17 protein-coding genes are annotated in these 16964 nt (G+C 64.1%); 1 reads left to right on the top strand and 16 read right to left on the bottom strand.

All coding sequences use genetic code 11. From position 1 onward, the window contains the following. Positions 1-53 precede the first annotated feature (53 nt). From PCE31106_RS02170 to PCE31106_RS02120, 11 genes are all read right to left on the bottom strand, one after another. Positions 54-1409, bottom strand: coding sequence for a sigma-54-dependent transcriptional regulator (locus PCE31106_RS02170; RefSeq protein WP_017235611.1), 1356 nt, complete (start codon positions 1407-1409; stop codon positions 54-56). After that, entirely contained in the window at positions 1406-3391 is a 1986-nt protein-coding gene (locus tag PCE31106_RS02165; RefSeq protein WP_150562239.1) for a sensor histidine kinase, read from the bottom strand. The genes PCE31106_RS02170 and PCE31106_RS02165 overlap by 4 nt, the downstream gene beginning before the upstream one ends. 242 nt (positions 3392-3633) lie before the next feature. Next, positions 3634-4920, bottom strand: a complete 1287-nt coding sequence (locus PCE31106_RS02160) for a dicarboxylate/amino acid:cation symporter (RefSeq protein ID WP_150562238.1) — start codon at positions 4918-4920, stop codon at positions 3634-3636. A gap of 44 nt (positions 4921-4964) precedes the next feature. Next, entirely contained in the window at positions 4965-5759 is a 795-nt protein-coding gene (locus tag PCE31106_RS02155) for an ABC transporter ATP-binding protein (protein ID WP_150550897.1), read from the bottom strand. A 10-nt stretch (positions 5760-5769) separates the two neighbouring features. Further along, positions 5770-6606 carry an ABC transporter permease gene (locus PCE31106_RS02150; protein WP_017235607.1) on the bottom strand — a complete coding sequence of 279 codons (837 nt, stop codon included), beginning with the start codon at positions 6604-6606 and terminating at the stop codon, positions 5770-5772. 14 nt (positions 6607-6620) lie between these two features. Then, positions 6621-7589 carry an ABC transporter substrate-binding protein gene (locus PCE31106_RS02145; protein ID WP_017235606.1) on the bottom strand — a complete coding sequence of 323 codons (969 nt, stop codon included), beginning with the start codon at positions 7587-7589 and terminating at the stop codon, positions 6621-6623. 289 nt (positions 7590-7878) lie between these two features. Next, positions 7879-8658, bottom strand: a complete 780-nt coding sequence (locus tag PCE31106_RS02140; RefSeq protein WP_017235605.1) for an IclR family transcriptional regulator — start codon at positions 8656-8658, stop codon at positions 7879-7881. Continuing rightward, entirely contained in the window at positions 8658-9542 is an 885-nt protein-coding gene (locus PCE31106_RS02135) for an N-formylglutamate amidohydrolase (protein ID WP_017235604.1), read from the bottom strand. The genes PCE31106_RS02140 and PCE31106_RS02135 overlap by 1 nt, the downstream gene beginning before the upstream one ends. A 369-nt stretch (positions 9543-9911) precedes the next feature. Continuing rightward, a complete protein-coding gene (gene lipA, locus PCE31106_RS02130) occupies positions 9912-10922 on the bottom strand; it encodes a lipoyl synthase (protein ID WP_240756149.1) in 1011 nt (336 codons plus the stop codon). Between the two features lie 24 nt (positions 10923-10946). After that, positions 10947-11654: a lipoyl(octanoyl) transferase LipB gene (lipB, locus tag PCE31106_RS02125; protein ID WP_150562237.1), complete on the bottom strand. Its 708-nt coding sequence runs from the start codon at positions 11652-11654 to the stop codon at positions 10947-10949. A gap of 114 nt (positions 11655-11768) precedes the next feature. Next, the gene (locus PCE31106_RS02120) at positions 11769-12101 is read right to left on the bottom strand and encodes a DUF2917 domain-containing protein (protein WP_150562236.1); all 333 of its coding nucleotides are present in this window, start codon (positions 12099-12101) and stop codon (positions 11769-11771) included. Positions 12102-12201: 100 nt separating this feature from the next. Here PCE31106_RS02120 and PCE31106_RS02115 point away from each other — a divergent pair, with 100 nt between their 5' ends. Beyond that, positions 12202-13242 carry a transcriptional regulator GcvA gene (locus tag PCE31106_RS02115; protein ID WP_150562235.1) on the top strand — a complete coding sequence of 347 codons (1041 nt, stop codon included), beginning with the start codon at positions 12202-12204 and terminating at the stop codon, positions 13240-13242. 68 nt (positions 13243-13310) lie between these two features. On the opposite strand, the gene PCE31106_RS02110 is transcribed toward PCE31106_RS02115, so the two are convergent. The 5 genes from PCE31106_RS02110 to PCE31106_RS02090 all read right to left on the bottom strand — a co-directional run bounded on the left by PCE31106_RS02110 (position 13311) and on the right by PCE31106_RS02090 (position 16899). Continuing rightward, positions 13311-13583: a DUF493 family protein gene (locus PCE31106_RS02110; protein WP_017235599.1), complete on the bottom strand. Its 273-nt coding sequence runs from the start codon at positions 13581-13583 to the stop codon at positions 13311-13313. After that, the gene (locus PCE31106_RS02105; protein WP_150562234.1) at positions 13580-14428 is read right to left on the bottom strand and encodes a D-amino acid aminotransferase; all 849 of its coding nucleotides are present in this window, start codon (positions 14426-14428) and stop codon (positions 13580-13582) included. Before PCE31106_RS02105 ends, PCE31106_RS02110 begins: the two co-directional genes overlap by 4 nt. A gap of 2 nt (positions 14429-14430) precedes the next feature. Further along, entirely contained in the window at positions 14431-15618 is a 1188-nt protein-coding gene (locus PCE31106_RS02100) for a D-alanyl-D-alanine carboxypeptidase family protein (protein ID WP_150562233.1), read from the bottom strand. Positions 15619-15870: 252 nt separating this feature from the next. Further along, complete coding sequence (locus PCE31106_RS02095) at positions 15871-16500, bottom strand: alpha/beta hydrolase (RefSeq protein ID WP_150562232.1); 630 nt, start codon at positions 16498-16500, stop codon at positions 15871-15873. Positions 16501-16569: 69 nt separating this feature from the next. Then, complete coding sequence (locus tag PCE31106_RS02090) at positions 16570-16899, bottom strand: (2Fe-2S) ferredoxin domain-containing protein (RefSeq protein WP_017235595.1); 330 nt, start codon at positions 16897-16899, stop codon at positions 16570-16572. Positions 16900-16964: the final 65 nt, after the last annotated feature.

Below are 16964 nucleotides of genomic sequence, written 5' to 3'. Positions count from 1 at the left end.
CGGGGCGCTTTTGTTTTGTCGCCGAATTCGGCGTCCTGCATCACCGAGTCCCCTCAACGCCCGCTGTCGCCGCCCTCGCCCTGACTGCGCGTGTGAAGGCCGTAACGCTTGAGCTTTTCATACAGCGTCGCCTTGGGCACGTGCAGCGCCTCGGCCGTCGCCGCCACGTTGCCCTTGCTGTGCTCCAGCGCCTCTTGCAGTACGGCGCGCTCGAAGCGGTCCACCTGCTCCTTGAGCGGCAGCGGCGCGAGCGAGTCGCCCTCGGGCGCACTCGCCACACCGAGCACCAGCCGATCCGCCGCATTGCGAAGCTCGCGCACGTTGCCCGGCCAGTCTGCCTGCATCAGCTCCTGACGCATCCGATCCGAGACCACGGGCGCCGGACGTCCATAGCGCACGGCGGCGTCCAGCATGAAGTGCTCGAACAGCGGCAGGATATCCTCGCGACGCTCGCGCAGCGGCGGCAACGCCAGCGTCACCACATTCAGCCGGTAATACAGATCGCGACGGAATGTGCCCTCGCGCACCAGCGCTTCCATATCGCCCTTCGCAGCAGCGACCACGCGGCAGTCGACACGCACCGACTGATTCGAGCCCAACCGTTCCAGCACACCTTCCTGCAAAACGCGCAGCAGCTTGACCTGCAACGCAAGCGGCATGCTCTCGATCTCGTCGAGAAACAGCGTGCCGCCCGACGCATGTTCGAGCTTTCCGATGCGACGTTTGGCCGCGCCGGTAAACGCGCCCACCTCGTGACCGAACATCTCGCTCTCGAAAATCGCCTCGGGCAACGCACCGCAGTTCAGCGCGACGAACGGCGCATCGCGGCGGCGCGACAACTCATGCAGACTGCGCGCCACCAGCTCCTTGCCCGTCCCCGTGTCGCCGTTGATGAGCACCGGCGCATCGGTCATCGCCACGTTGGCGATGAGCGTGCGCAGCGTCTCCATTGCCGGACTGCGTCCGATGATGCGCGAGGCGCGGCCGCCCTGTTCCGCCAGTTCGCGCCGCAACGCCTGGTTCTCCAGCATGAGCTTGCGCGTTTCCAACGCACGCTTGGCCGATTCGATCAGACGGTCCGGCGCAAACGGCTTCTCGATGAAGTCGTAGGCACCGTCGCGAATCGCCTGAACGGCCATCGAAATATCGCCGTGACCGGTCACGAGGATCACGGGCACCTCGGGCGCGTGCTGACGCAGATGCGAAAGCAGCTCAAGCCCGCTCATGCCGATCAGGCGAATGTCCGACACGACGATGCCGGCGAAGTCCGGCGTGATGCGCTCGCGCGCGGCTTCGGCCGAGGCAAGCCCGAAGGCGTCGAGTCCGGCGAGTTGCAGGCTCTGCAGCGTGGCACGCCGCACGAGTTCGTCGTCTTCGACAAATAAGATCTGAAGGTTCTTGTACATCATGCGATTGTCGCGCCGGTGCGTTGCACGCGGCGCAGCGTCACGAGAAATTCTGCGCCACCGCCAGGAACGTTGCGGGCGACCAACTGGCCGCCGTTTTCCTGGGCGATGGATGACGAGATGGCGAGTCCGAGCCCCATGCCCTGCCCCCCCTCCTTGGTACTGAAAAACGGCTCGAACAGTCGCGGCATATGTGCCTCAGCAATGCCCGGCCCGTTGTCGCGCACGTAAATGCGCACCCACAGGTCGTCGGCCTCCACATCGATCCAGATCGACGGCGGTGCCTGCGGGCTGGAAACGCTTCCTACCGCGTCGATAGCGTTACCCACCAGATTGATCAGCACCTGCTCGAGACGCAGTCCTTCGCAGGCGACGTACACGTCGTCCAATCCGTCGGCAAACGTCGTCGTCAATGGAATGTCCGCCAGACGCCCGCGCAGCAGCGTCACCGTATTGTCGAGCGCGCGGCGCACCGACGCCTCCATGTCGCCACGGCGTGCGCGGCCTGCGAAGAGCCGCAGTTGTCCGGTGATCTTGCCCATGCGATCGGTGAGCGACGCGATGGCCTCCAGGTTCTCTTGCGCCGCCCCGTACTCGGCGCGTTCGAGCAACACGCGCGTGTTGTCGGAAAAGCTGCGCAGCGCCGAGAGCGGCTGATTGAGTTCGTGCGTGATACCGGCGGCCATCTGCCCCAGCGCCACGAGTTTGGACGCCTGCACGAGTTCACTCTGTGCCTCGCGCAGTTCGTGCTCGGTGCGCGAGCGCTCCTGCACCTCTGTCTGCAAGCGTTCATTGGCCGACTGCAGATCGGCGGTGCGCTCGGCCACGCGCTCGCCCAGTTCCGCGTACGCCGATTGCAACAGCTCACGGCTCTTGAGCATGTCGCGTACGCGCTGACGCCGCTGGTTCCATGCCACCCCCAGCAAGCAGGTAAACGCCGCGAGACAGCCCGCCGCCACTGCCGCGATCCGGGCGTTGGCGATCACCTGATCGAGCGGCGCGAAGTACATCAGCGTCCAATTCGGCTCGCCCAGCCTGCGCTGCACCGCAAGAAAGCGGCGCATCTTGCCGGCGCCGCGTCCGTCGCGCACGGTCACGACCTCGCCGTCGGCGTCGAGCCGCTCGTCCTCGCTCCAGGCGAGCGGCGTGATGTGCTGGTTGTAGTACTGACGCGAGCTGTCGAGCGCCGCCTTCACCGCGGGGGTGAGCGGTGCGAGCGCCCGATACTGCCAGCGCGGCTCGGACGACAGGAATATCACGCCGTGATCGTCGGCCACGACGACGGGCTCGGAGGCGTCGGCACCTGCACGCTGGAACCACTCCAGGTTGAGCTTGAGGACCACGACGCCGCGAATCTGGCCATCCACCACAATCGGCTGCGAGACGAAGTACCCTGGCTCGCCCGACGTCGTACCCACGCCATAGAAACGGCCCAGCGCGCCCCGGATCGCATCGATGAAGTACGGGCGAAAACGATATTGCTGCCCCACGAACGTGGCCTTCTCGCGCCAGTTGCTCGCGGCCAGTGCGATCCCGTTGGCGTCGATCACATAGGCGGCCGATGCCTTGGCGCGCTGGTTCACGTCGAACAGATAATCGTTGGCGCGCTGCACGACTGCGGGATCGTTCGGATGAAGCAACAGATCGCGCACATCCGGATGCAGCGAAAGCAAGTACGGCAGGAATTCGTAGCGATCGACGGTGCTGCGCAGACTGCCCGCGTAGCGCTCGACCCGCGCGCCGGCGTTCACGCGCAGGTCGGTCACGCCGCGCTGCCAGCTCAGGGCGTACGTCAACCAGCAGAACAGAACGCTCGCCAACAGCATGACGGCGATCCACGACCAACGGCGCATCGGCACGGTCCTCTCGAAATCGATGGGGACTTCGTCGCGCCGGGGGGGCGAAACGTCCGTACGTGAAGCGGAGGCACCTGCCGGTGCCTGGCGCTCGCGTGGGCGAATCGGGTTGTCGTGCTGAGTGGCCATTGGGTCGCAGCGTACGCCTTGTCGACGTCGATGACGGCCGGTTCTGGCGATGGCGGCAGGCGGCGCGGTCGTGCCGCCTGTCGTCATCGCAAAACCAGGAAAAACCAAAGGACCACCGGGCGGCGAAGCTCAGGCGCTATTGTGCCTGTGCCGCGCCGCCCGGTGGCAAATCTTGCGTTGGCGAGGGCCGGTGGCGTCACGCGAAACGACTCACGTGACACCCTCGCACCCGCCGCCGGCCGTCAGGCCAGCTCAGGTTCGCGGTCCTTGGACATGGCCTGCGCGAGCTTGTTGCGGTCCAGTTCCTTTTCCCAGGCCGACACGACGATGGTCGCCACGCCATTGCCGACGAGGTTCGTCAGCGCACGGCACTCGCTCATGAAGCGGTCGATACCGAGGATCAGTACCATCCCGGCCACCGGGATCGTCGGGATCACGGCGAGCGTGGCGGCCAGCGTGATGAAGCCGGCGCCGGTCACGCCCGAAGCGCCCTTCGAGGTCAGCATCGCCACGGCGAGCAGCGTGAGCTGCTGGCCCCAGGTCAGGTCGATATTGGTCGCCTGCGCAATGAACAGCACGGCCATCGTCATGTAGATGTTGGTGCCGTCGAGGTTGAACGAGTAACCGGTCGGAATCACCAGACCCACCACCGACTTCGAGCAACCGGCCTTCTCCATCTTCTCCATCAGGTGCGGCAGTGCCGCTTCCGACGAGCTGGTGCCCAGCACGATCAGCAGCTCTTCCTTGATGTAGGCGAGGAAACGGAAGATCGAGAAGCCCGTGAACTTGGCGATCAGACCCAGCACGACGATCACGAACAGGAACGACGTCAGGTAGAACGTGCCCATGAGCTTGGCGAGCGGCACCAGCGAGGCGATGCCGTACTTGCCGATCGTGAAGGCCATCGCACCGAAGGCGCCCAGCGGCGCAACCTTGGTGATGATGTGCACCACACGGAAGAGCACGCCCGAGACGCTGTCGATCCAGTTCGTCACCACGCGGCCACGCTCACCGATCATGCCCAGGGCGGCGCCAAACAGAATGGCAATCACGAGGATCTGCAGAATCTCGCCCCTGGCGAACGCGTCGGTGATCGTGCTCGGGATCAGGTGCATCAGGAAGTCGACGAACGTCTCGCCGTGGGCGGCCTTCGCGGCATAACCGGAAATCGCCTTCGGATCGAGTGCGTTGATGTCGACGTTGAACCCGGCACCCGGCTTCAGGATGTGGGTCGCGGCCAGACCGATGATCAGCGCGAGCGTCGAGACAATTTCGAAGTAGAGAATCGCCTTGCCGCCAACGCGGCCGACCTTCTTCATGTCTTCCATGCCGGCAATACCGGTCACGACGGTACAGAAGATCACCGGGCCGATGATCATCTTGATCAGCTTGATGAACGCATCGCCGAGCGGCTTCATCTGCACGGCCAGATCGGGCTTGAAGTGACCGAGCACGATGCCGATGACGATGGCGATCAGCACCTGTACGTACAGGATGCGGTAGAAGGGTTTTTTGGTCTGAGTTTGCATGTTGTTTCCTCTTCAGGCGGCGGGGCAAGCCACCGCCCTTGTTATCAATCCGCGGTGACGCCGCGAATTTCGCTTTGCGCAAAGCGCATTTGCTCCTCCATCACCATCTGGGCCAGCGTCTTCTTCAATTCATTGAATTCGCTGCCTGCCGTATCGCGCGGACGGGGTAGGTCGATGACCATGTCTCGCTTGACCGTGCCCGGCCGGTACGTCATGACGACGACCCGGTCGGCCAGATAGATCGACTCCTCGATGCTGTGTGTGACGAAAATGATCGTCTTCTTGAACTCCTCCCAGATGCGCAGCAGCTCGTCCTGCAACGTACGTCGTGTGAGCGCGTCGAGCGCGCCGAACGGCTCGTCCATGAGCAGGATCGGGCTGTCGAGCGCGAGCACGCGGGCAATCGCCACGCGCTGGCGCATGCCGCCCGACAGATCGCGCGGAAACCGGTCGCGAAACTCGCGCAGGTTAAGCTTGCCGAGCAGCAGGTCCACGCGCTCGTTGATCTCGGCGCGGCGCATCCCCTTGATTTCCAGCCCGAACGCAATGTTCTGCGCCACCGTCATCCACGGAAACAGCGCGTACTCCTGGAACACCATGCCGCGATCCGGGCCCGGCTCGGCCGCCGCATGCGCACGACCGTCGATACGGATGGCGCCCGAGGTCGGTTGCACGAATCCTGCCAGCGCGTTGAGCAGCGTCGACTTGCCGCAGCCCGACGGCCCCAGCAGGCAGACGAATTCCCCCGCGCCGATGGTCAGGTCGATGTCCTTGAGCGCATCGACGACACCGCCCGGAATCGGGAACTGCTTACCCACGTGTTCAATTTCGATCAGCATGTCGCTCGCCTCACTTGGTTTCGAGACCACGGTGCCACTTGAGCAGGTGGTTGTTGAGACGATCCATGCCGAGGTCGATCACCAGGCCGAGCAGACCGATGGTCAGCATGCCGGCGATGATCTTGTCGGACCACATGTACTCGCGCGCTTCCAGAATGCGGTAGCCGAGACCGTTGTTCACGGCAATCATCTCGGCCACGATCACGACGATGAACGCCGTGCCGATGCCGATGCGAATGCCCGACAGGATGTAGGGCGTCGCCGCCGGCATGATGACGCGACGAAAGATCGTGAACTGGCTCGCCCCGAGGTTGCGGGCCGCGCGCAGATAGATGCCGTCGACGTGACGTACGCCTGCGATGGTATTCATCAGCACAGGGAAAAACGCCCCGAGCGCGATCAGGAAGAACGCCGGCGGATTGCCCAGGCCGAACCAGAGAATGGCCAGCGGAATGTAGGCGATCGGGGGAATCGGGCGCACCACCTGCACCAGCGGATTGAACAGCCCGTAAATGCGGCTGCTGGTGCCCATGAGCAGGCCGAGCGGCAACGCGATCACCGCGCCCACGAGGAAGCCCATGACCACGCGATACAGGCTGTTGGCGGCGTCCATGAGCAATTCGCTCGAATTCAGCCACGCGCCGACGCCGTCGGCCATCGTCACAGTCGGTTTGAGGTATTGCCACCACTTGGCGACAACCGCCAGCGGCGACGGAAGAATGATCGGGTTGATCCACCCGAGGCCCGTGACGATCTGCCAGATCACCACGACCGCGAGCGGAATCAACACACCGCGCATCATGCGCGCGGTGCGCGTAGCGCCCGAAGAAGCAAGGACAGCGGCCATCCGTTCGCCTCGCTTTACTTGATGTTCAGCTGGGTCTTCGCCTTGGCGAGCAGGTCGAGCTTGACCCAGTCGTCCGCCTTCGGCACCGGATCCTGCAGCCGGCCCACGCCATACTGTTTCATCAGGTCGGTCGTGAGCTGTACGTGCGAGGTGCTCAGGTCGTAGCTATACGGCGAGTTGCCGATGGCATCCGAGAAGTCCTGCGGCGTGATCTGGTTCTTGAACATGTCCTCGCGCACGAACTTCTCGGCCGCTTGCGGATGCTGGATAAAGAAGTTGGTGGCTTCGACGAACGCATACATCAGGCGCTGCGCCACGTCCGGCTTTTCCTTGTAGAGCTTCTCGGTGATCACGAGAGCCCGCACCGGTTCGCCGAGCGGCGTGTCATACGGCTTGAGCACTTCCACGCCGAAGCCCTTGTTGATGGCCTGCGACGCCTGCGGCTCCGACTGGCACATCGCATCGATGCTGCCGGCGGCAAGCGCCTGGTTCAGATCGGCGTAGGCCATGAAGAGGATCTGCACGTCCTTGCCCGGCTTGTCCGACCACGTCAGGCCGGCCTTGGCCAACTCGGCGTACAGAATCAACTCCTGGGCACCGCCACGGGCCACGCCCACTTTCTTTCCCTTGAGGTCGGCCACCTTGGTGATCGGCAAGCCCTTCTTCGCCACGAGGCGCACACCGCCCTTCGCGAACCCGGCCACGGCGTAGATCGGCGCGCCCTGCGCACGCCCCGCAATTGCGGCATCCAGCGCGCTTGCCGACACGTCGACCTGCCCCGCCACAATCGCCGGCATGATGTCCACCCCCTTGGCGAACATCCGCTCCTCGATCTTCAGGCCGTATTTCGGCCCGATGACCTTCATGTACGACACTGCGCCGTAGTGGGCGAACTTCAGATTCCCCAGACGCACGACGTCGTCGGCAAACGCGTGTAGCGAAGCTGCGCACAGTGCCGCAGCGGCAAGACATTGCTTGAACATAAGGTCTCCTCTCTTATTAGGTCGGCTTGCCTGGCACGTCTGGATTCCCGTAGGGACGCCGGATCATGCGGCAGCACGTACTCTACAAAAGCAATACCCATGCCAAAAACGCAAGTCTTTGATTTTAATAATGGAAGCTGTGGAAAACCCGAAGATCGATAATATGGAAATCTGGAAAACGAGGTCATAAACTTTCTGGATTTCCAGAAAATCCACGACGCGTAGTGTGTCGCACAAGGCGCCTGGGCAAATCCCGAGGTCGCATCGACGACACGGTCCGACCACACGCTCAGGCGGACAGCGCTTCCGGCAGGGGCGTCTGATAGCCCAGTGCAGCCGAGATCTCGGTGGCACAGGCCGACAGGCGCGACGAGATGTCGGGCAGCAGCGCCCGCGTCATGCGCGACGACGGACCAGACGCCGACAGCGACGCGATCACTTCGCCGGAGGCATCGCGCACCGGCACCGCGACCGATACGGCCTCGGGCGCGAGTTCACCGAAGCTCACCGCGCAGTCCTGACGGCGCACGTTGAGTAGCTCGGCAGCCAGCTCGTCGCGCTCGATGAGCGTGCCTGCGGTGTAGCGCTTGCGCGGACGGCCCAGCACCTGCGCGCGAACATCGTCGGACGCGAATGCCAGCAGCACGCGGCCTGATGCGCCGACATACAGCGGACGACGATTGCCGACCACGCCGTGCACGCGCAACTCGTGGGTCGACTCGACGCGTGCCACGCACAGCGACTCAAGCCCGTCGCGTACGCGAAGCTGGATATTCTCGTTCAGCGCGCGATTGAGCACCTGAAGATGGCGATGGGCGACCTTCACGAGATTAACCTGCTCGTGCCCGGCCACGCCCAACACCAACGCCTGAGCGCCCAGCACATAGGTCACCGGGCTGCCTTCGCGCACCACCCAGCGGTGCTGCTCAAGCGTTGCCAGCAGACGAAAGGCGCGCGACTTGTTCAGGCCGGCGCGATGCGCCAGTTCCGTCACACCCAGGCCGGGACACTCCCCGACCAGCGACAGCAACGTAAGCGCCGTATCGACCGAAGCGACTGTGTAGTCCATCAAACATCCTCACTATGTTGTTCGGCATAGGCGGCGAGCGCCGCCGCGAATTGGCCAAGTTGCGATTGCAGCGTGGAGAAGCCGTCATGCTTCTCCACGCGCGATTCATTCAGATAAAGCGCCTGATTCAGCTCGATCTGCACACTGTGGCGCCGCGCCTCGGGACGTCCGAAGTGACGCACCAGATCGCCGCCGCCGTCCTCACCGCACGGGGTGTTGTACGCCACGCGATAGCCCAGTCGCGTGAACTCGGCGATGATCCAGCGTGAGAAGGCCGGATCGGCCGTGGTGCCACCGCCGTCGCTCACGAGCACGTCGGCACGCGACATGCCGGCATCGACATCGAGCGCCCCGCCGCGCGAACGCATCGAATGACAGTTCAGGTGCCAGACCGCACCGTGCCGCTGCCAGGCGGCATCGAGCACATCGCGCAGGGCGTGACGGTAGGGCAGGTAATAGTCATGAATACGCCGCTCGACTTCGGCCACCGACAGTCGCCGGTCGTAGAGCGGCACGTTCGGCGCGGCAAACCGATGCAGCAGGCCGACACCGCGCTCGCTATAGGCTTGCGGACGCGCGTCGTGCGGCCACAGGCTTGCGAGCAATTCGGGATCGATGTCGTGCTCGGCGCGGTTCGCGTCGATGTAGGCGCGCGGGAAAAGCGCGGCAACGAGCGTCGCGCCGTGATGCGTGGCCACGGACCACAGCTCGTCGACGTAAGCATCGCCGCACGCAAGAATCGCGGCCGTCGGCGCAATGGTGTCGAAATCGGGGGGAAACACATGCCCGCTGTGCGGTGCGTCGATCACCAGAGGCAAACGCCTCCCCAGGCCCCCTTGTGGCGCTTCCACAAAATATCGGCCCTCGGTGACCTGACGGGACATGCAGTCTCCTCGCGTGCGTCCGGAACGTCTGTTCGCGAATTCCCATGACAGCCGCCTTGTTTTGCCAAGCAAAACAAGGTTTCAATATTCTGAAACAATGCAGGAGAACCGACAAGGTGAGGGTTGTTACAGCATATTTCGTGGCGCGATGAGGCGCGACCGGCGGGTGAGGCGCCCGATTCGTCGACGTTCACCGCAGATAGCGACACATTTGGAGCGACTTAGTCGGCACGGGCCCACTTGTGCGCGCGTATTGCGTATTGAACCGAGCCCATCCTGTGACGCGTCGTAATCGAAAGGCAAACAAAAACGCGGACCGTCTTTCGACGGCCCGCGTTCTGTGTCTGACGACGACGTGACGCTGGCGAATCAGATGGCGTCGGCCACACCCGCTTCGTGCGCCTGCACGTCGGCATGATAGCTCGAGCGCACCATCGCGCCGACGGCCGCATGCGTGAAGCCCATCTTGTAGGCCTCCTCCTCGAACATCTTGAACGTATCCGGCGTGACGTAACGACGTACCGCCAGATGGTGCTCCGACGGCTGGAGATACTGGCCGATCGTGAGCATGTCGACGTTGTGGGCACGAAGATCGCGCATCACTTCCAGGATTTCTTCGTCCGTCTCGCCCAGGCCGACCATCAGGCCCGACTTCGTGGACACGTCCGGATGCTTCGCCTTGAATTCCTTCAGGAGCGTGAGCGAGTGCTGGTAGTCCGACCCCGGGCGCGCTTCCTTGTACAGGCGCGGCACCGTTTCGAGGTTGTGGTTCATCACGTCGGGCGGCGCCGCATTCAGAATGCCCAGCGCGCGATCGAGACGCGCACGGAAGTCGGGCGTGAGGATTTCGATGCGGGTTTGCGGCGACAGCTCGCGCACGTGGCGGATACAGTCGACGAAGTGCTGAGCGCCGCCGTCGCGCAGGTCGTCGCGATCCACACTCGTGATCACCACGTACTTCAGGCGCATCGCGGCGATGGTCTTCGCGAGGTTGAGCGGCTCGTCGACGTCGAGCGGATCCGGGCGGCCGTGGCCAACGTCACAGAACGGGCAGCGGCGCGTGCATTTGTCGCCCATGATCATGAACGTGGCCGTGCCCTTGCCGAAGCACTCGCCGATGTTCGGGCAACTCGCCTCTTCACACACCGTGTGCAGGTTGTGCTCGCGCAGGATCTGCTTGATCTCGTAGAAACGCGACGTATGGGTGGCCGCCTTCACGCGGATCCAGTCCGGCTTCTTCAAACGCTCGATCGGCACGACCTTGATCGGGATGCGGGCCGTCTTGGCTTGCGACTTTTGCTTGGCAGTGGCGTCGTAGTCGCCGTCGATCGTGCGAACTTCCTTGTTCGCGGTGTCGTTCTGAGTCACGGTGGTGGTCATGTTGGGGGCTTTCCAGACGTCCAATCAGGCGGCGGCGTTTGCGCTGGGGGCCGGATCGGCCTGCGGCGCGGCTTCGGCCGACGCGGTGTGCTGTTCGAGATGATGACCGAGTTGCTGCGCCAGTCGCGCGGCCACTTCGTCCCAGCGGGGGGCCACGCCGAGCGTGGCCATGTCTACGGTTTGCAGGCCGGCATAGCCGCACGGATTGATCCAGTCGAACGGCCGCAGATCCATCGCAACGTTCAACGACACGCCGTGATAACTGCATCCGTTGCGGATCTTCAACCCGAGCGCGGCGATTTTCGCACCGGCATGCGCTGTGGCACCGTCGCCTGGGCTCACATAGATTCCCGGTGCGCCGGCCCGGCGCTCAACGTCGAGATTATACGCGCCCAGGGTGTCGATCACCGCCTGCTCGATCAAACGCACCATTTCGCGCACGCCGAGCTTGCGCCGGCGCAGATCCACGAGCAGGTAAATCACCACCTGTCCCGGGCCGTGATACGTGATCTGGCCTCCACGGTCGACCTTGACGAGCGGAATACCGGTATTCGAAACGAGCAAGTGAGCGGGGTCGCCGGCCAGTCCAAGCGTGTAGACAGGCGGATGCTGAACGATCCAGAGCTGGTCGGGGCCGTACGCGCCACGCGTGTCGGTGTACGCGCGCATGGCGTCGAACGACGCGGCGTAGTCTTCGGTGCCGCGCCAGCACACTTCGATCGGGGAGGTCATGCCCGCAATTTTAACGAAACCGGCGCAGTCTTGCTCGAAGCCGCGCTCGCCCGGCGCGCGATGTCGATGACCCCGCGCGCCGAACCTGCGCGCCGGACCCGCGACCGTCGTACGTCAGGCGGCGGCCGCGCAGGCGTTCGCTGCGCGCGATGCCCGGCGCCCGGCGAGCCACCGGCGCAGCACGCGAGTCAGTGAGAAACGGTGCGCCACTTCGCGCTGCAGCTCGGCTTCCGCCACCCCGTCGGACGACATCCAGTAACGGCGCCCCGGTTCGACGGCGAGACGCTGACCGGGCATGAGCCAGTAATCGCGCGGATCGCCTGCACGCGTAACCCAAACCGCCGCGCCGCGTGCCACCAGCGTATGCTCGTGATGCAGGTCGAGGCTGATTACGTCCCCGGGGCGGATACCGTAGAAGTACTGCACCTTTGTTAAATTGTTTTGCATTTTACGACCCCCACTCAGTGCGAGACAATGACTGAATCATAGGGACTGGCGGGCGCTGCACCAAACGACATATTTTCACGGCGTTGCTAACAAAACTCACATGGATATTCGGAGACTTCCTAACCTGAGCGCCCTGCGCGCCTTCGAGGCGGCGGCCCGCCTGGAAAGCTTTTCGCGCGCGGCAGAAGAATTGTTCGTCACGCACGGCGCCATCAGCCATCAGATTCGCGCGCTGGAGCAGGAGTTGGGGACGACGCTTTTCGCGCGCAACGGCAAACGCATCAGCATCACGCCGGCGGGACGCCAGTACGCCGCGTCGATCCGTACCGCGCTCGGCGACATTGCCCAGGCGACGCGCAAGTTGCAAGCGGGCACGCGCAGCGAGCGGCGGCTGGTACTGACCACCATGCCGTCGTTTGCGAGCCGGTGGCTCACACCACGCATCGGGCGCTTCATTGACCGGCATCCGGAGCTGGAAGTGGAGTTGCGGTGCAGTGCCCAGTTGATCGACTTCGAGCGCGACGATGTAGACGTCGCCCTGCGCATGGGCAAGGGCAACTGGCCCGGGCTGCACATTGAGAAAGTGCTCGACGATGTGTTTTTCCCGGCCTGTAGCCCGTCATACAACCAGGGGCATCTGCCGAAGACGGCGGAGGAATTCCGCCGCAGCACGTTGCTGCGCTCTGAAGGCGAGCCGTGGGCGCCGTGGTTCGCGGCGGCGGGCTTCGATCTGCCCGAGCCGACGCAGGGCATGATGTACGAAGATTCCGGCATGCTGTCGCAAGCAGCCATCGTCGGCCAGGGGCTGGCGCTCGTACGCCGCTCGCTGGCCGTGGGCGACATCATGGCGGGACGCCTTGTCCGGCTGTCCGACGTCGATACGCCGTGTGACTGGGATTATTACTTCGTGTGTCCGCCCGCCGTGCTGGAAACGCAGCGTGTTCAGGCGTTCAGAACGTGGTTTTTGGAAGAGTTGAAGGCGTTCGAGTCGGTGAAGGACATGCAGCGCCGCCCGGCGCGCCCAACGTCGGTCGACTGGGAGGCCGACATGGTCACCACTGCGGGTGAGCCCGCACCGGGCATCCAACCGGGGCTCACGGCCTCATCGCCGCCCGACGACGGCGCACCGACGCACGCGTGATGCGCGTACCGCAAGCGCGTTCGTGAGGCGCCTGCGTGCGTCGCCTGCGCCTCACACGCGGTGCACGCTTACAGCACCACCTTGACCATCGGATGCCCAGTCAGCGCGCGATAGATATCGTCGAGATGGGCTTTCGAGTGGGCGCGCACCGTGACGGTCAGGCCGAGATATTTGCCCGTGCTGGACGGGCGCATCTCCACGGTCGCCGCGTCGAATTCGGCATCGAACTCTCGCAGCAATGCCACGATGGCGTCGGCGAAACCGTCCTGCGTCGTCCCCATTACCTTGATGGGAAAGTCGCACGGAAACGCTAGCAGGCTTTCCTTCTTGTCCAGGGTCACAATGCCTCCTTGGCGCGTTGATACGCGGCATACAGCGCCTGGAAGACGAGGCCCGGCCGGCCATCGCCCACGGGCTTGCCGTCAAGCGTGACGACCGCCAGCACTTCCTTGGTCGCGGACGTGATGAGCAGCTCGTCGGCGTTGCGCACGTCCGCTTCGCTGACCGGGCACTCATGGAACCGGATGCCGCATTCGCGTGCAAGTCCTTCGAGCACGCCGTAGCGAATCCCTTCCAGAATACGATTGTCGCGCGGCGGCGCAAACATTTCACCGCCCTTGACGACCCACACATTGCTCGACGACGCCTCGGTCAGATTCCCGTCACGGAACTGGATCGTTTCCTGAACGTCGTGATCGGCGGCGTACTGTGCCATCAGCACGTTGCCCAGCAGCGACGTCGACTTGATATGGCAATTCAACCAGCGTCGATCCTCATGCGTGACCGCGCCCACGCCGTGCGCCACTTTGTCGCGGCTGGGCAGCGTGAGCGGGGTTGCGATGCCGAACACCGTAGGCACGATGTCCTTCGGAAATGCGTGCTGACGCGGTGCCACGCCGCGCGTGACCTGCACATAGACGCTGTGCGGATCGGCCGAACATGTGGCCGACAGGCGCGCGAAGAGCGCCTCCCATTCGGCGCGTGTGTACGGGTTCGCGATGCGGATCTCGGCGAGGCTGCGCTCGAGCCGGTCCAGATGCTGCGCAAGCCGGAAAGGCTTGCCGCGATAGACCGGCACGACTTCATAGATGCCGTCGCCGAACAGGAAACCCCGATCGAGGACGGAGATTTTCGCGTCGCCGAGCGGGATCAGGTCGCCATTGAGCCAGACGGTGGGGTTATCCATGCTTACTTCTTCACGAACATCAGGCGCAGCGCGTCCCATGCGCGGCCGACGAAGCTGGCCTGCGCAACGTCGGCGAGGGCCACCACCGGGAATTCGGCCAGCGACTTGCCGTCGGCCATGACCTTGACGGTGCCGACCTGCGCCCCATTGGCGATCGGCGCGATCAGCGGCTCACGCAGTTCGAGTTGCGGCTTGATCTTGTCGGCGGTGCCCTTCGGCACGGTGATGAAGGTGTCCTTCTTCACGCCGATCTTCAGCTCGCTGTCTTTGCCCTTCCAGACCTTGGGCGTGGCCACGACCTGATTGGCGCCGTACACACGCAGCGTGTCGAAGTTCTGGTAGCCGTAGTTCAGGGCCGAGAGGCTGTCCTGCACGCGCGCGCGCTCGGTCGGCTCGCCCACGACCACGGACAACACGCGGCGGTTGACGCCCGCCGCCCCCGGCATCGGACGCGACGCCGTCGCCACGAGGCAGTAACCCGCCTCCTTCGTGTGGCCGGTCTTCAGGCCGTCGACCGTCGGATCGAGGTACAGCAGACGATTACGGTTCGGCTGGCGAATGTTGTTGTACGTAAAGCTCTTCTCCGCGTAAATCTTGTAGTACTCGGGGAAGTCCTGAATCAGGTGCGTCGACGCCGCCGCGATATCCGCCACGGTCGTGTAATGCTGCGGATCGGTCAGCCCGTCGACGTTCGCGTAATGGGTGTGCTTCAGCCCCATACGCTGTGCCGCGCGGTTCATCAGTTCGACGAAGCCCTGTTGCGAGCCGCCGACGAGTTCGGCCAGCGCAATCGACGCGTCGTTACCCGACTGGACGATCATGCCGTAGATCAGATCGTGCACCGACACCGGCTTGCCCGCCTCGATGAACGTGCGCGACTCGTCGCGACCCACCTTGCGAACCGAATCGCTCGGAATGACCGTCTGCTCCATCGAAATGCGCTTGTCGCGCAGGGCTTCGAAGATCACATAGGACGTCATGATCTTCGTGAGCGACGCGGGCTCCACGCGTGTATCCGCATTACCGGCGGCCAGCACCTGACCACTGTTGACGTCGACAATCGTCCACGCCGTGGCCGACATCGGCGGCGGCGGAATCTGTTGGGCACGAGCGGGAAGCGAGGCAAGCGAGCCGCAAGCGACGAGCGCCGCGGCAGCGGCGGCACGGGACAGCGAAGCGTTGAATTTCATGGGCGATGAGGAAAACGATGTGAGGCTCAGGGGCATCTGCGCTTGAAGAAACGCCGTGCCGCCGACACGTTGACGAGCGCGCGGCACAGCGAAGAAGACGGCGGCACCGGAGCGCCGGGGCCATGCCTGTCGGAACCATAGACCCGACGCGGCATGACAAGGTTCAGGGTCGAATTATACCCGTCGTGATTTCACGTCCCCAGCGGGGCGGGCCTCGACGGTCGAAATCGGCCGAAATTCGCCCCGGGTGTATCAATGACGCCACGCGTCGACCACGAGCTGTTTCAGCAGGGGTAACAGGCCGTGGAAAAAGTGTTCGCCGCCGGGTATGACCACTACGGGCAAGGTCTGGGGACGCGCCCAGTCCAGCACCGATTGCAGCGGCACCGTGTCGTCGAGTTCGCCGTGAATGACCAGCGTGTCGGCCGGTACGGTCGCCACCTCCCAATTGCTCGCTGCCGTGCCCACGAATACCAGACGCTGCGCGGCGGTCCCCGCCGCCTCCAGCGTCTTCGCGACATGCGAGAGCACGAAGGTGCCGAACGAGAAACCGGCGAGTGCGAGCGGCAATGTCTCCCAGCCCGGTTGCTGGCGCATCCAGTCGATCACGGCGAGCAAGTCGTCGCGCTCGCCGATGCCGTTGTCGTGCTCGCCCGCCGACTTGCCGACGCCACGAAAATTCGGGCGCACCACGGCGTAGCCGAGCTGGACGAACGCGCGGGCGAGCGTCTGGGCGACCTTGTTGTCGAGCGTGCCGCCGAACAGCGGGTGCGGATGGGCAACGAGCGTGATGCCTCGCGGCGCGCCGGCCGGACGGTCGATGGCGATTTCGATGGCGCCGACCGGGCCGTCGATAGTGAAGCGTTCAGTCTGGGCGTTCATGAGCGATGGTGGGCTGAAATGCGGCGAGGGCCGTGCGCCGTGCGCGGGGCCGTGCCTGTGTCGCCGGGATCAGTCGATCAGCAGACGCTCGACGATCTCGCCTTGCGCCAGATGCTTTTCAACGATCTCGTCGATATCGGTTTCGTCGATATACGTGTACCAGGTCCCTTCGGGATAGATCACCACGACAGGTCCTTGCTCGCAGCGATCGAGGCACCCGGCCTTGTTGATCCGCACCTTGCCGGGACCGGCCAGGCCGAGTTGTTTGACCTTTGCCTTGGCGTACTCCTGCATCGCCTGCGCGTTGCAGTTGGCGCAGGACGGGCGATCGGCGCCGGGTTCGCGCTGATTCAGGCAGAAAAACACGTGATGCTGGTAGTACTGCGGCTGGGTGGCCATGTCGGGGCTTTGGCGGAGTGGCAACGTATTGCGGGCCATTCTAACCGACCTGCCGGGGCACTGCG

It is taken from the genome of Pandoraea cepalis (assembly GCF_902459665.1).
Lineage (GTDB): Bacteria > Pseudomonadota > Gammaproteobacteria > Burkholderiales > Burkholderiaceae > Pandoraea > Pandoraea cepalis.
The sequence above is the reverse complement of the archived record's forward strand: the minus strand, read 5'-3'. Positions and strand labels throughout refer to the sequence as shown.

Coding starts and splice junctions, on each gene's coding strand:
- PCE31106_RS02120 (WP_150562236.1), bottom strand. CDS start 12,101: ATGCAAAACAATTTAACAAAGGTGCAGTACTTCTACGGTATCCGCCCC.
- PCE31106_RS02170 (WP_017235611.1), bottom strand. CDS start 1,409: ATGATGTACAAGAACCTTCAGATCTTATTTGTCGAAGACGACGAACTC.
- PCE31106_RS02150 (WP_017235607.1), bottom strand. CDS start 6,606: ATGGCCGCTGTCCTTGCTTCTTCGGGCGCTACGCGCACCGCGCGCATG.
- PCE31106_RS02140 (WP_017235605.1), bottom strand. CDS start 8,658: ATGGACTACACAGTCGCTTCGGTCGATACGGCGCTTACGTTGCTGTCG.
- PCE31106_RS02135 (WP_017235604.1), bottom strand. CDS start 9,542: ATGTCCCGTCAGGTCACCGAGGGCCGATATTTTGTGGAAGCGCCACAA.
- lipB (WP_150562237.1), bottom strand. CDS start 11,654: ATGACCTCCCCGATCGAAGTGTGCTGGCGCGGCACCGAAGACTACGCC.
- PCE31106_RS02145 (WP_017235606.1), bottom strand. CDS start 7,589: ATGTTCAAGCAATGTCTTGCCGCTGCGGCACTGTGCGCAGCTTCGCTA.
- lipA (WP_240756149.1), bottom strand. CDS start 10,922: ATGACCACCACCGTGACTCAGAACGACACCGCGAACAAGGAAGTTCGC.
- PCE31106_RS02155 (WP_150550897.1), bottom strand. CDS start 5,759: ATGCTGATCGAAATTGAACACGTGGGTAAGCAGTTCCCGATTCCGGGC.
- PCE31106_RS02100 (WP_150562233.1), bottom strand. CDS start 15,618: ATGAAATTCAACGCTTCGCTGTCCCGTGCCGCCGCTGCCGCGGCGCTC.
- PCE31106_RS02090 (WP_017235595.1), bottom strand. CDS start 16,899: ATGGCCACCCAGCCGCAGTACTACCAGCATCACGTGTTTTTCTGCCTG.
- PCE31106_RS02165 (WP_150562239.1), bottom strand. CDS start 3,391: ATGGCCACTCAGCACGACAACCCGATTCGCCCACGCGAGCGCCAGGCA.
- PCE31106_RS02115 (WP_150562235.1), top strand. CDS start 12,202: ATGGATATTCGGAGACTTCCTAACCTGAGCGCCCTGCGCGCCTTCGAG.
- PCE31106_RS02105 (WP_150562234.1), bottom strand. CDS start 14,428: ATGGATAACCCCACCGTCTGGCTCAATGGCGACCTGATCCCGCTCGGC.
- PCE31106_RS02160 (WP_150562238.1), bottom strand. CDS start 4,920: ATGCAAACTCAGACCAAAAAACCCTTCTACCGCATCCTGTACGTACAG.
- PCE31106_RS02095 (WP_150562232.1), bottom strand. CDS start 16,500: ATGAACGCCCAGACTGAACGCTTCACTATCGACGGCCCGGTCGGCGCC.